This is a genomic window from Lysobacter sp. OAE881 (genome assembly GCF_040546665.1).
Taxonomy (GTDB): Bacteria; Pseudomonadota; Gammaproteobacteria; order Xanthomonadales; family Xanthomonadaceae; genus Lysobacter_J; species Lysobacter_J soli.
In genome coordinates, this window is sequence record NZ_JBEPOG010000001.1 from 59,754 (window position 1) to 73,285 (window position 13,532).

General features: G+C 69.1%; 12 protein-coding genes. 4 read left to right on the top strand and 8 right to left on the bottom strand.

Annotated elements, in window-relative coordinates:
- The first annotated feature begins 24 nt into the window (after positions 1 to 24).
- On the top strand, positions 25 to 504 hold the full coding sequence (locus ABIE51_RS00285) for a tRNA (cytidine(34)-2'-O)-methyltransferase (protein WP_192631803.1): 480 nt from the start codon (positions 25 to 27) through the stop codon (positions 502 to 504).
- Positions 505 to 658: 154 nt separating this feature from the next.
- Here the strand turns inward: ABIE51_RS00285 and ABIE51_RS00290 are convergent, their stop codons facing one another.
- The 4 genes from ABIE51_RS00290 to ABIE51_RS00305 all read right to left on the bottom strand — a co-directional run bounded on the left by ABIE51_RS00290 (position 659) and on the right by ABIE51_RS00305 (position 6,677).
- Entirely contained in the window at positions 659 to 2,032 is a 1,374-nt protein-coding gene (locus ABIE51_RS00290) for a M20 family metallopeptidase (protein ID WP_502913318.1), read from the bottom strand.
- A gap of 118 nt (positions 2,033 to 2,150) precedes the next feature.
- Positions 2,151 to 3,455: a M20 family metallopeptidase gene (locus ABIE51_RS00295; protein WP_192631805.1), complete on the bottom strand. Its 1,305-nt coding sequence runs from the start codon at positions 3,453 to 3,455 to the stop codon at positions 2,151 to 2,153.
- 294 nt (positions 3,456 to 3,749) lie between these two features.
- The gene (locus ABIE51_RS00300; protein WP_192631806.1) at positions 3,750 to 6,116 is read right to left on the bottom strand and encodes a Tex family protein; all 2,367 of its coding nucleotides are present in this window, start codon (positions 6,114 to 6,116) and stop codon (positions 3,750 to 3,752) included.
- Positions 6,117 to 6,209: 93 nt separating this feature from the next.
- The gene (locus ABIE51_RS00305; protein ID WP_354503033.1) at positions 6,210 to 6,677 is read right to left on the bottom strand and encodes a cupin domain-containing protein; all 468 of its coding nucleotides are present in this window, start codon (positions 6,675 to 6,677) and stop codon (positions 6,210 to 6,212) included.
- 72 nt (positions 6,678 to 6,749) lie between these two features.
- On the opposite strand from ABIE51_RS00305, the gene pdxR reads away from it, so the two are divergent.
- Positions 6,750 to 8,198 carry a MocR-like pyridoxine biosynthesis transcription factor PdxR gene (gene pdxR, locus ABIE51_RS00310; RefSeq protein ID WP_192631807.1) on the top strand — a complete coding sequence of 483 codons (1,449 nt, stop codon included), beginning with the start codon at positions 6,750 to 6,752 and terminating at the stop codon, positions 8,196 to 8,198.
- Positions 8,199 to 8,312: 114 nt separating this feature from the next.
- On the opposite strand, the gene ABIE51_RS00315 is transcribed toward pdxR, so the two are convergent.
- From ABIE51_RS00315 to ABIE51_RS00330, 4 genes are all read right to left on the bottom strand, one after another.
- Complete coding sequence (locus tag ABIE51_RS00315) at positions 8,313 to 9,119, bottom strand: MBL fold metallo-hydrolase (protein WP_192631808.1); 807 nt, start codon at positions 9,117 to 9,119, stop codon at positions 8,313 to 8,315.
- A gap of 100 nt (positions 9,120 to 9,219) precedes the next feature.
- Complete coding sequence (locus ABIE51_RS00320; protein WP_354503038.1) at positions 9,220 to 9,492, bottom strand: EF-hand domain-containing protein; 273 nt, start codon at positions 9,490 to 9,492, stop codon at positions 9,220 to 9,222.
- 203 nt (positions 9,493 to 9,695) lie between these two features.
- Positions 9,696 to 10,883 (bottom strand): DesA family fatty acid desaturase, encoded by a 1,188-nt coding sequence (locus tag ABIE51_RS00325; protein ID WP_192631809.1) that lies wholly within the window; start codon positions 10,881 to 10,883, stop codon positions 9,696 to 9,698.
- Between the two features lie 133 nt (positions 10,884 to 11,016).
- On the bottom strand, positions 11,017 to 11,889 hold the full coding sequence (locus ABIE51_RS00330; RefSeq protein ID WP_192631810.1) for a CHAD domain-containing protein: 873 nt from the start codon (positions 11,887 to 11,889) through the stop codon (positions 11,017 to 11,019).
- A gap of 85 nt (positions 11,890 to 11,974) precedes the next feature.
- Between ABIE51_RS00330 and mutM the strand changes: the two genes are divergently transcribed.
- Both mutM and ABIE51_RS00340 read left to right on the top strand, forming a co-directional pair.
- Entirely contained in the window at positions 11,975 to 12,802 is an 828-nt protein-coding gene (gene mutM / locus ABIE51_RS00335; protein WP_192631811.1) for a bifunctional DNA-formamidopyrimidine glycosylase/DNA-(apurinic or apyrimidinic site) lyase, read from the top strand.
- A gap of 135 nt (positions 12,803 to 12,937) precedes the next feature.
- Complete coding sequence (locus tag ABIE51_RS00340) at positions 12,938 to 13,498, top strand: ECF-type sigma factor (protein WP_115844418.1); 561 nt, start codon at positions 12,938 to 12,940, stop codon at positions 13,496 to 13,498.
- Positions 13,499 to 13,532: the final 34 nt, after the last annotated feature.

Here is a 13,532-nt window from a genome sequence, read left to right on the forward strand (position 1 = left end):
GCCCGCGAAGGCGATCATGGGCGCATGTTCGACGTCATCCTCTTCCAGCCGGAAATCCCGCCCAACACGGGCAACGTGATCCGCCTGTGCGCCAACACCGGCGCACGGCTGCATCTCATCGAACCGCTCGGCTTCACGCTGGAAGACAGGCAGCTCAAGCGCGCGGGGCTGGATTACCACGAGTACGCGACGCTGCAGGTGCATGCGGACCTGTCCGCGGCGCTGGCGTCGATCACCGCCGCGAACCAGGCGCCGCCGCGGTTGTTCGCGCTGAGCACGCGCGGCACGGTGCGCTTCGATACGCCGCGCTACCAGCCGGGCGATGCGTTCCTGTTCGGACCGGAAACGCGCGGCCTTCCGGCCGACGTGCTCGAAAGCGTGCCCGCCGCACAGCGCCTGCGGCTGCCGATGCGACCGGACAACCGCAGCCTCAATCTCTCGAACGCGGTCGCGGTGTGCGTGTTCGAGGCGTGGCGGCAGATGGGGTTCGAAGGGAGCGCGTGAGGACGCTCGCGTCTTCCTAGCCCGTCATCCCGGCGAAGGCCGGGACCCAGGCCCACAGCATCTGATGGAAGAAGCAGGCGCTTGCGACTCGAAGCGGTGACGGCCTGGGTCCCGGCTTTCGCCGGGATGACGTTCCGGACAGGTCGATGCGACCTCAAATACCGGCGCTCATCCCGACTTCGAAATCACCGACCGCCACCGCGCCCGTCGGCGAATGCAGATAGTCCAGCGTCACCTGCAGCAGCGCGCGCAGGCCGAGGTCGAGCGACGCTTCGTCCAGCGCGAACTTCGGCGAATGGTTGCTCGGCGCGGTGACCGGATCGATGCCCTTCGCGGTCGCGCCGACGAAGAAGAACATCGACGGCACTTCCTTCGCGTAGAACGAGAAGTCCTCCGCCCCCATCTGCAGCGGCGGTTCGATGACGTTGTCGGCGCCGGCCACGGCCTTCAGGCTCGGGATCATGCGCGCGGTCAGCGCCGGGTCGTTCACCGTCACCGGGTTGCCGCCCTGGTCGGGAACGCTCGCCTCGGCCGTCGCGCCGTTGGCGGCGCTGACATGCTCGGCGACATTCTTCAGGTCGCCGAAGATCTTCTGCCGCATGCCTTCATCGAAGGTGCGGATGGTGCCGACCAGTTCGACTTCGTCGGGAATGATGTTGTAGCGGATGCCGCCCTTGATCGCGCCAAAGCTCACCACCGCCGGCAGTTTCGCGATGTCGGTGCGACGGCTGACGATGGTCTGCGCGGTGCCGATCACGTCGGCGGCGGCGACGATCGGATCGATGCCGCCCCACGGGCGCGAACCGTGCGTCTGGCGGCCCTTCACCTTGATGGTGAACTTGTCGGACGCGGCCATCAGCGGACCCTGACGCACGCCGATCTGGCCGACCGGCAGCGTCGAGAACACGTGCAGGCCGAACATCGCGTCGGGCTTGAAGTCCTTGAACAGGCCCTCTTCGAGCATCAGCGACGCACCGCCTTCCTCGCCGTCGGGCGCGCCTTCTTCCGACGGCTGGAACACCAGCATCACCGAGCCCGGAAGATCGGCCTTCATCTTCACCAGCGCGTCGGCGATGCCGAGCAGGATGCTGGTGTGCGCGTCGTGGCCGCAGGCGTGCATGACGCCGACGGTCTCGCCGCGGAAGGTCGCGGTGGCCTTCGATGCGAACGGCAGGTCGACCTGCTCGGTCACCGGCAGCGCGTCCATGTCGGCGCGCAGCGCGACCTTCGGGCCGGGCTTTCCGCCCTGGATGATCGCGACCACGCCGTGGTGCGCGATGCCGACCTTCGGCTTCAGGCCCAGCGCGCGCAGGTGTTCGGCCACCTTCGCGGCGGTGCGCTCCTCGCGGTTGGACAGCTCCGGATGCTGATGGAAATCGCGTCGCCACGTGACGACCTTCTGCTGCACGGACTTCGCGGCGGCTGCCACTTCCGGCCGCTCGCCGGCAGGCGCGGCCTGCGCGTGGGCGCCGTGCGAGGTCATGAACAAGGGCGTGGCAAGCAGTGCGCTGCTCAGCAGCGCGGGCATCAGGCGCATCGACGGTGACTCCCCGGAGTGATGCGTCGATCCTAGCCCAAGCGGCTGTGCCGGATCGGGCCGCGTCCGCGCTTTCGTCCGCTCGCGCGGCCGCCGGCCTCATCCGGAGCTACTTCGCGCCGAGGTAATCCAGCGCCACCTGCAGCATCGAGCGAACGCCAACGTCGAGCGCGCCTTCGTCGAGCAGGAACTGCGGCGAATGGTTGATCGGCGCCTTCGCGGGATCGGTGCCCTTCGCGGTGGACCCGACGAAGAAGTACACGCCCGGCACGACGTTGGCGAACTGCGCGAAGTCCTCGGCGACCGTCTGCAACGGCATCTCGACGACGTTGGCCTCGCCCACCGCGCGCTGCAGCGACGGGCGCACGCGCGTGGTGAGCGCGGGATCGTTGACCGTCGCCGGCGCGTTCGCGGCGACATCGAGCGTCGCCGTCGCGCCGCTGGCATGCGCGAAATCCTCGGCCGTCCGGCGGAAGCGCGCGATGATGTCCTCGCGCTGCGCCGCATCGAACGTGCGCAGCGTGCCGACGAGTTTCGCCTCGTCGGGAATGATGTTGAAGCGCACGCCGGCATTGAACTGCCCCGCGGTAAGCACCGCCGGCGACGCTGCTACGTTGACCTGGCGTGCGATGACGCTCTGCGTGCCCAGCAGGATCTGCGCGGCGACGGTGATCGGATCGACGCCGTCCCACGGACGCGAGCCGTGCGTCTGCGCGCCGCGCACGGTGAGGCTCCATTCGTCGGCCGCGGCGAGCATAGGCCCGCTGCGCACGCCGACCTGTCCCACCGGCAATCCGGCCCATACATGCAGGCCGAAAACGGCATCCGGTTTGAAATCGCGGAAGACGCCTTCGTCGAGCATGAGCTTGGCGCCGAAGGTTTCGCCCGCGTTCGGCGGGCCTTCCTCCGACGGCTGGAAGACGAACATCACCTCGCCCGGCAAGGTCGCCTTCTGCGCGGCGAGCGCGGTCGCGACGCCGAGCAGGATCGCGACGTGCGCATCGTGACCGCAGGCGTGCATGACCCCGACGTCCTGTCCGCGGTACGTCGTGCGCACTTTCGATGCGAACGGCAGGCCGGTCTGTTCGGTCACCGGCAGCGCGTCCATGTCGGCGCGCAAGGCGATGCGCGGACCGGGCTTGCCGCCCTTCAGTACCGCGACGACGCCCGTGTGCGCGATGCCGGTCTTCACCTGCAGGCCGAGCTTGCGCAGCTGGTCGGCGACGAGCTTCGCGGTGCGCACTTCGTTGTTGCCGAGTTCGGGATGCTGGTGGATGTCGCGACGCCACGCGACGACGTCCTTCTGCACCGCCTGTGCGGCGGCGGCGGTGTCGGGCGGGGCCTGCGTGGATTGCGCGAAAGCCGGCGCGGCGAGCAGGGAAGCGGTCAGGAGAGCGAGCAGGTTCGGGCGCATGGCGGGCGACGGTCGGAGGGATCGGTCGATCCTAGCCCGACCCGGCGCGGCGCACGATGCGGCATCTGGCGCGCGTTCTGCGATGCGCGACTGGCCTCATGCGCAATCGTCATGTGTCGGGAGCGAGCTCGTCCTCTCGCTTCTCCCGCGGGAGAGGCTGGTGAAGACTGAAACGTCAGCGGCACCCTGCCCTCATCCGTCCCGGATCAAGCCCCGGATCAAGTCCGGGGCAGGCTGTGCCGGCACCTTCTCCCGCGCGGGGAGAAGGGATCGCCCTGAACGACGGCGCGGGAACTAGCTCTTCTTCGCCTTCGCGAAGGCAGCCGCCAGCGCGTTGTTCATCGGCGGCGGGGTGTTCGCGCGCGCGGTATTGAAACCGCTACCGCGTGCGTCGCGGCCGCCATCGCGTCCACCGCGCGATGCATTGCCACGCGGCGCGTTGCGGTCGTCGCGATCGCCACGCGGCGCAGGCGCGGTGTCGTCGAGGCGACGCGTCAGCGCGATGCGCTTGCGCGGGACGTCGACCTCCAGCACCCTCACCTTGACGATGTCGCCCGCCTTCACCACTTCGCGCGGATCCTTCACGTACTTGTCCGACAGCGCGGAGATGTGGATCAGGCCGTCCTGGTGCACGCCGATGTCGACGAACGCGCCGAACGCGGCGACGTTGCTGACCACGCCTTCCAGGATCATGCCTTCGCGCAGGTCCTTGATGTCTTCCACGCCGTCGGCGAAGCGCGCGGCCTTGAACTCCGGACGCGGGTCGCGGCCCGGCTTTTCCAGCTCCTTCAGGATGTCGCGCACCGTCGGCACGCCGAAGGTTTCATCGATGAACTGCTCGGCCTTGAGTGAGCGCAACAGCGACGCGTCGCCGATCAACTGCTTCACCTCGCGGCCGCACTGCTTGAGGATGCGCTCGACCACCGGATAGGCCTCCGGATGCACCGACGAGGCATCCAGCGGCTGGTCGCCATCGGCGATGCGCAGGAAGCCGGCGCACTGCTCGAACGTCTTGTCGCCCAGGCGCGGCACCTTCAGCAGTTCCTTGCGCGATTTGAACGCGCCGTTCGCATCGCGATACACGACGATGTTCTGCGCGATCGTCGACGACAGGCCCGACACGCGCGTGAGCAACGCCGCCGAGGCGGTATTCACGTCGACGCCGACGGCGTTCACGCAGTCCTCGACCTTCGCGTCGAGTGCGCGCGCGAGCTTGAACTGGTCCACGTCGTGCTGGTACTGGCCGACGCCGATCGCCTTGGGTTCGATCTTCACCAGTTCCGCAAGCGGATCCTGCAACCGGCGCGCGATCGACACCGCGCCGCGGATCGACACGTCGAGGTCCGGGAACTCCTTCGCCGCGAACTCCGACGCCGAATACACCGACGCGCCGGCTTCGCTCACGACGATCTTCTGCATCTTCAGCTCGGGCGCGAGCTTGATGAGATCGCCGGCAAGCTTGTCGGTTTCGCGCGAGGCGGTGCCGTTGCCGATGGCGATCAGCTCCACCGAATGCTTCGCGCACAGCGCGCGCAGGATCATCAGCGACTGGTCCCACTGGCGCTTGGGTTCGTGCGGATAGATCGTCGCGGTATCGACAAGCTTGCCGGTGCGATCCACGACGGCGACCTTCACGCCGGTGCGCAGGCCCGGATCGAGGCCGAGCACGGCCTTCGGGCCGGCAGGCGCGGCGAGCAGCAGGTCCTTGAGGTTGTCGCCGAAGACGTCGATGGCCTCGGCTTCGGCCTTTTCGCGCGCCTGCGAGAACAGGTCGAGCGTGAGGTGCAGGTGCAGCTTCGCCTTCCACGTCAGGCGGCACGAATCCATCAGCCACTTGTCCGCGGCGCGACCCTGCGCCTTGATGCCGGCGTGGTGCGCGACGCGGCCTTCGCCCTGCAGGTGACCGGCGTCGGCATCGGTGCCGGGATCGAGGTCGATGAACAGGAACTCCTCGCGACGACCGCGGAACAGCGCGAGCAACCGGTGCGACGGGATCTTCGACAGCGGTTCGGCGTGGTCGAAGTAATCGCGGAACTTCTCGCCGGCTGCTTCCTTGCCTTCGGCCACGCGCGAGCGGATCACGCCGACTTCGGCCAGCCAGTTGCGCAGTTCGCCGACGAGCGCGGCGTCCTCGCCCCAGCGTTCCATCAGGATCGCGCGTGCGCCGTCGAGCGCGGCCTTCGCGTCGGCGACGCCCTTCTCGGCATCGACGTAAGTCGCCGCAAGCGTTTCGGGAACCTGCGTCGGATCGGCGAGCAGGCCATCGGCGAGCGGCTCCAGGCCGGCTTCGCGCGCGATCTGCGCACGCGTGCGGCGCTTCTGCTTGTAGGGCAGGTAGAGGTCTTCCAGGCGCGCCTTGCTGTCGGCAGCGATGATGTCGGCGCGCAGCGCGTCGGTCATCTTGCCCTGCTCCTCGATGCTGGCCAGCACCGCAACGCGGCGATCTTCCAGTTCGCGCAGGTACGTCAGGCGCGTTTCGAGGTTGCGCAGCTGCGTGTCGTCGAGGCCGCCGGTGACTTCCTTGCGGTAGCGCGCGATGAACGGAACGGTCGCGCCCTCGTCGAGCAGCGCGATGGCGAAGAGCGCCTGCTGCGGTTGTGCGTTGATTTCCTCGGCGATGAGGCGGGCGATCTTTGCGGCGACTTGCGGGGTGTGCTGCATTGCTTCCAATCGTCAAAGCCCGGGGAATCCGGGAGAAGGCCGATTGTCGCAATGTGCACCGCGGCGCGGTACCCGTTGACATCGCGGCGCGCTTCATTCGGAGAGGTCGAGCACCGGAAGGCCGGATTCGGCGCACCAGGCCTCGTATGCGCGCCGTTGCGAATGCGCATCCGCGCGCGAGGTCACCACGCCGCCCGGCCCGAGGAACTCCACTGCGCCGATGACGACCACCAGCGCGGTCATTTCCGCGTCGCCCGTGACGCGCCACCAGTCGGTGTTGCCAGGCGGCTCGTAGACGTAATCGCCGGGGCCGATCACCTCGCCGGTGCACAGCGTGCGCGTGCCGGCGAGGTTGTAGGCGTGGATTTCGCCGGTGTGGCGATGCAGCGGCATGATCGCGCCCGGTGCCATGCGCAGCAGTTCGACAAAACCCCGGCCGTCTTCGAGAAATCGCAGCGGCTTCCAGGACTTTTCGGCCGACATCGGAATCCACGGCGTGTCGCCGGCGGCAGCGACGCGGGCGGGCAGGAAGTCGTCCATCGGGCGATGGCGTGCGGTCATGGCGGCGCTCCGGGTGCGGGGTCGATGGCCATACCGTAGGCTTGGACTGGACCCACGCGCAGGCCAGTTGCCATGACTTCGACGGAACCAGTTTTCGAGTTCGCGCTGGACTTGGCGGTGATCGCCGCGACGGGCCGCACGCGCGCCCTGCATGAGGCGCTGCGCGAGGCGATCCTCGATCGCCGACTGCGCGCGGGCGCCGAACTGCCCTCGACGCGTCGCGTCGCCACCGCCTACGGCCTGGCGCGCAACACGGTGATCGCCGCGTACGACCTGCTGGTCGCGGAGGGCTACGTGATCACGCGCGCGGGCGCGAAGGCCATCGTCGCCGACGTCGCCACGCGTCCGGCGTCGCGCACACCTCGGCTGGCGGACGGTCATTTGCGCACGCGATGGCAGGCGCCGTCGTGGAGCAGCGCGGTCGCGAGCGACGACGCGTGGACGTCCAACTTCCGCCTCGGCGTGCCGGACCATCGCGAGATTCCATTCGACGTGTGGCGACGCCTGCTGTCGCGCGCGTTCCATCCGCGCAACGGCTCGGCGTTTGCGTACCAACCGCCGCACGGGCGGCCGCGCCTGCGCGAGGCCATCGCCGGGCACGTGTCGTTCGCTCGCGCGGTGGCGTGCCGCGCGGAGGACGTGATCGTGACATCCGGCGCGCGGCAGGCATTCGCCCTCCTCGCGCGCCTGCTGGTGACGCCGGGACGCACGGTGGTCGCGGTCGAAGACCCCGGCTATCCGACCGCGGGCGCCGCGATGGCCGCGGCCGGTGCGGACGTCGTACCGGTGCCCGTGGACGATGAAGGCCTGCGCGTGGACGCATTGCCGCGCGAGGCGCGCATCGTCTACGTGACGCCGTCGCACCAGTATCCGACGGGCGTCGCGATGTCGATGGCGCGTCGGCGCGCATTGCTCGATTTCGCGCGCGAACGCGACGCGCTGATCATCGAGGACGACTACGACGGCGAGTTCCGCTACGGCGCGCGTCCGCTCGACGCACTGCAGACGCTCGATCGCGACGGGCGCGTGGTCTACGTCGGCACGTTCTCGAAAAGCCTGTTTCCCTCGCTGCGCGTGGGTTACGTGGTCGCGCCGGAATGGCTGCGCGATGCGCTCGCCGCGGCGAAGGAAGGCGCCGACACCTGCGGCAACGCGCAGGTGCAGGACGCGCTGGCGGACTTCATCCTCGAAGGCCATCTCGCGCGTCATGTGCGACGCATGCGGCGCGTGTACGCAGGCCGGCGCGCGGCGTTGTTCGAGATGCTCGACGGCCGGCTGTCGCGATGGCTCGTGGCGATTCCGTCGGAGGCGGGCATCCATGTCGCGGCGCGGTTCATCGATGCGGAGGCCGCGGATGAGCTGCTGCCGCGTGTGCGCGAGCATGCGATGGGTGCGATGCCGCTGCGCGCGTTGTCGCGGCGCGAGGATGGGGTGCGTGGCGTGGCGTTCGGGTTGGGGTGCGTGGGGGAGGTTGAGATTCGCGAGCGCCTGGCGTCGCTGGAGAAAGCGTTGCGGCGGTGAGTGTTCGAGCGGAACGGTTGGGGCATCGCGAATGCGGGCGTGGTCGCATGCCCCGACCCTCACCCCAACCCCTCTCCCGGGGGGAGAGGGGCTCAAGCCGCGAGGTCGAGGGAGTCATGCGGCTACGGCCGCCAGATGCCGCTCGAACGACGCGTCCACGGCGGCGCGTGCGCCTCCGAGGATGTTGCGGCCCCAGGTGAAGCCGTACACGTCGGCGAAATCGAAGCCGTCCAGCAGCGCACGCATCGCGTGCACGTCGCGCGTCTTCATCGGGATGTAGTTCGGGTAGCTGTACATGAAGGTCACGTGGCGGCGATCGAGCACGACCTGCAGCGCGTCGCCCGGGAACAGGGCGCTGCCGTCGCGTGGGCCACCTTTCCAGTGCAGCGCGGTGCTGCCGTCGAAGTGGCCGCCCACGCGCAGCAGCGTAACGTCGTCGGACAGCCGCAATGCATCGCCGCGCCAGAATTCGATGCGTTCGGACGGTCGCTGCACCCACCGTCGATCGGCTTCGTGCAACAGGATCGGCACGCAGCCGAGCGCGTCGCTCCATTCCACCATCGCGCTGTAGAAATGCGGGTGCGAGATGACGATGCGATCCACGCCGCCGCGCGCCTTCAACGCGGCGACGGCGGCGTCGGTCACCAGGCTCACGCATTCCCACATGAGATGGCCCGCGCCCGTCGGCAGCAGCAGCGCGCGCTGCGGGATGGCGAAATCGCCATCGATGCCGATGCCGAGCAGGCCGGCGTCCTCTTCGACGCGAAGGCTGAAGCGTTGCGCGAGCTCATCGTGCGTGGTCCAGCGCTGACCGTTCCAGCCGACGTACTGGCGCTCGTCCTCGCAGATCGGGCAGTGCGGTGGCGGCGATGCGCGTTCGGCGAACTGGGTGCCGCAGGTCTCGCAGATGAAGCAGGGCATGGTCGTGGCCTCGAAGGAGTCGAGGCCAGCGTAGAAAGCGTTCGGTGCGCCGCGTGGACCGGTTTCGGCGGATCCGGAGGAACCAGTCCGCCGCGTTCGGTTACTGCGGCGGCGCCAGCAATTCCTGCGCGTCGAGGTAACCGTCGCGGTTGCGATCCTGGCGGCCGAAACGCTCGGCCACCGTCTGGCGATGGTCGGCCAGCGTGACGGGCTTGCCGCGGCCGCCTGGGAGTTCATCGGCCGAGAGCACGCCGTCGCGGTTGGCGTCCATGCGCGTGAAGGCGTAGCTCAGCCAATCCTGGTATTCGGCGAGCGAGACGCGGCCATTGCGATCGGCGTCCATGCGCGCGACGTAGTCGGTGCTTGCGTCCACCGCGCCGAGGTTCGTTTCCACTGGCGCCGGGGCGGGCTCCGGTGCGGGTGTCGTCGCCGTCGCGGGCGCGCGGTTCAGGCGAAGCGGAATCGACTGGGCGGATGCGCTTCCCGCGCATGTCATGGCGAGAAGCAAAACGAAGCCCGCGCGTTTCGGCGCGGGCTTGTGCGTGGCGATGCGATCCGTCGCGACCATCGGCGAGGTCAGGCGATGCGTGCCGGCGCGATCGCGTAACCCTTCAGGCGCGCGGAGAACTGCTGCAACGCATGGATGCCGCTGGCTTCGGCCTCGGTGCACCACGCGTGCAGCTTCTGCAGCGTCGCCTGCGCGTCGTGCGAACGGTCGTCGAGCACCTGCGCCAGGCGCTGGCGGAACTCGGCGAGCGTGGCCATCTTCGGGCGCTCGGCCAGCCACGCCTGCAGCTTCGCGCGCTTGTCGTCGTCGAGCCAGCGGCCGTCGTCGGCCAGGCCTTGGCGCAGGTTGCGCGGCAGCTTCAGCTTGGCTTCGCGCAACGCGGGCAGCGTGACGTTGCGGTAGTAGTCCGTCATTGCCTGGAAGCGGAGGGCCAGCAGCGCCTTCAGCGTTTCGCCGTCCGGCATGGCGATGTTCGGGCGCACATCCAGCGTCGGCGCCACGCGCAGCACCTTCGCCAGGCGCACTTTCTCGAGCAGCTTGATCGCGCTCCAGCCGATGTCGAATTCCCACTTGCGCAGCGCGAACTTCGCCGACGACGGGAACGCATGGTGGTTGTTGTGCAGTTCCTCGCCGCCGATCCAGAAGCCCCACGGCGTGAGGTTGGTCGCGGTGTCGGTGGTTTCGAAATTGCGGTAGCCCCACCAGTGGCCCAGGCCGTTGACGACGCCTGCGGCCCAGAACGGGATCCACACCATCTGGATGGCCCACAGCGCCACGCCCCACAGGCCGAACAGCGCGGTGTTGATGACCAGCATCAGCACCGGGCCCATCGTCGCGTGCGGCGTGTACAGGTGGCGCTCGATCCAGTCGTCCGGGCAGCCCTTGCCGTACTTCTCGATGTCCTCGCGCTGGCCGCGCGCGTCGCGGTACAGCTCGACGCCGCGCCACATCACCGTGTCGATGCCCTTGAACTGCGGGCTGTGCGGATCTTCCTCGGTCTCGCACTTGGCGTGGTGCTTGCGATGGATCGCGGCCCACTCGCGCGTGATCATCGAGGTGGTGAGCCAGCTCCAGAACCGGAAGAAGTGCGCGAGCACCGGGTGGAAGTCCACCGAGCGATGCGCCATCGAACGATGCAGGTAGAGCGTGACGGAGAAGATCGTCAGCTGGGTGACCACCAGCAGGTAGATCAGCAGTTCACCCCAGCTGGCCTGCAGCAAACCGCCAGCGATGAGGTCGAGCACGGACAGGGACATTCTTCGACTCCGGAAACGCCGGTGCAGCACATTGCCGGCAGGAAGTGACCGGCTTTCGCGCGGTACGAACCGGATCATGCCAGCCCGAACGCACCCTTCGCGCCGGTATGGCGTGGTTATGTGATGGGGTCGTTCAGTCGGTCGGGCAAGCGTCGCGGCGTTCAGCCACCTGGCGCGCAATGCGCCGCCTCGCGCGCTGCAGCGCCGGTCGCGCACGCGCACGAAGGGCGTCGCGATCGTCCTTGCTGAATGGGGAGTCGCGGCGGCAGTGATCGAGCAGCAGCGCGAGATCTTGCGCTTCGCCCAGCCGGTGCGTAGTGCGCTTGTCGAAGCGGTCCGAAGCCTCCGGAGCCGCCAGTCCGACGCCCTCCATCGCGCGGCGCTGGTGCGAGGCGCGGCGGACGCGACGGCGCCAGCGGTGCCAGTCGTCGTCATCGCCGCCTTCGTACGCACGCAGGCGTGCTTCGTGCGAACGAAGGTCGCTGTCGGCGATGGCCATGCGCAGCCCGGCCGGCGTCGGGCGCGACCAGTCCAGTGCGGTCAGCGCGGCGCGGAGCACGTCGAGCATGCCGCGGCGCGAGACGAGGCCGGGGTCGGAGCGCGTCGCGACGTTGGCGACCTGCGTGCGCGTGGCGACGGCGGCCTCGCGGGCGCGCTGGAGCACCTCGCGCGCGTCGTCGCGGCGTTCGCGCTTGAGCAGCCGGTCGATCACCTCCACCAGCGCGTGCGCGTCGCGCAGGCTCGACAGGCCGTCGTTGAGCGCGCGCAGTTCGCGGTCGACCAGGCCGGCACCGGGCCCGAGCAGGCCGTCGCCCATCGCGAGCACGGCGCGCGCGCGGCGGATCGCCTTGCGCGCCTGGTGGACGCCTTCGTGCAGGTCGGGATCGCCCAGCGCGGCATGCGCGAGGTCCAGCTCGCCGCGCGTGTAGTCGCGCAGCGCCGTACCCAGCGCGGGCTGGAGCACGGACGTCGGGGTGGCCTTGTCGTTGCCCGTTCCCGAACCCATCCCTCGGTCTCCGGTCGCCAAACCCGACCTTCGCCAGGATGACGGCGAAAGCCGGAGGGAACGGCCCCGATAGTACGCTCGCCCCATGCCCGAACTTCCCGAAGTCGAAACCACCCGTCGCGGACTGGCGCCGCATGTCGAAGGCCGCCGCGTGGCCAACGTCGTCCTGCGCCGGCCGGACCTGCGCTGGCCGATCCCGTACGAAGTCGTGAGCCTGCTCCCCGGCCAGCGCGTGACGGCGGTACGCCGTCGCGCCAAGTACCTGCTGCTGGATACCGGCGCCGGCAGCGCGCTGCTGCACCTGGGGATGTCCGGCAGCCTGCGCGTGCTGCCCGCCGACACGCCGGTGCGCACGCACGACCACGTGGACATCGCGCTGGAACCCAGCGGCCGGGAGGGCGCGCGCGTGCTGCGCTTCAACGACCCGCGCCGGTTCGGCTGCCTGCTCTGGCAACCGCCGGGCGAAACGCACGAACTGCTCGCCGACCTGGGCCCGGAACCCCTGTCGGACCAGTTCGACGACGACTACCTCTTCGCCCTGAGCCGCGGCCGCAGCGCGCCGGTGAAAACCTTCCTGATGGACCAGCGGGTCGTGGTCGGCGTCGGCAACATCTACGTGGCCGAAGCGCTGTTCGCCGCCGGCATCTCGCCGCTGCGCGCCGCCGGCAAGGTCTCGCGTGAGCGCTACCAGCGGCTGGCGGAGGAAATCCGCCGCATCCTGGGCCACGCAATCGAACGTGGCGGGACGACGCTGCGGGACTTCCTGGCGCCGGATGGCGCGCCCGGGTACTTCGAGCAGGAACTGTCCGCCTACGGCCGCGGCGGTGAACCCTGCCCGCGTTGCGGGCGGCCGCTGAAGCAGGCGTCGATCGGCCAGCGCACCACCGTGTGGTGCGGGCACTGTCAGAAATAAGTCCGGATCGGGACGCTTTTTTCCGGGGCGTGTCGGAAAAAACTGAAAGCCATCGCGCGCTATCCCTACACGACTATTTCGTGGTGACAATCACGGAAAAGCGTATAGTCCGGAGCACTGCGCACGGGGCGTCCCATGGCCGATACCGCCGATATCACGCTGCTGCTGGATGCCGCACGGGAAGGGGACCGGGGTGCCCTGGACCGCGTCCTGGCGACGCTCTACCAGGAACTCCACACGATGGCCCGCCGGCAACTCGCCGGACAGCACGGCCAGACGCTCGATGCGACCGCGCTGGTGCACGAGGCCTACCTGAAGCTCATCGGCCGCCGCGAGGCGCAGTTCGACGATCGCGCCCATTTCTTCGCCTATGCCGCCTCCGCGATGCGCAGCGTCGTGGTCGACTACGCGCGGCAGCGACTGGCGCAGAAGCGCGGCGGTGACCTGCATCGCGTCACCGAGTTGCCCGACGACGTCGAGGGCGGCCTGCGTCTGGACGAGGACACGCTCGGCCTCGACACCGCGCTGACCAAGCTGGCCGCGGTCGATCCGCGCCTGGCGCAGGTGGTGGAGCTGCGTTACTTCGCCGGCCTGTCGGAACTGGAGATCGCCGCGCTGCTGGAGCGCTCCGAGCGCAGCATCCGCCGCGACTGGCAGAAGGCGCGGCTGTTCCTGCTCGCGTCATTGAAGGAGTGAGGCCGGAGGCCGCGCGCCGACCGCTCTCCCGATC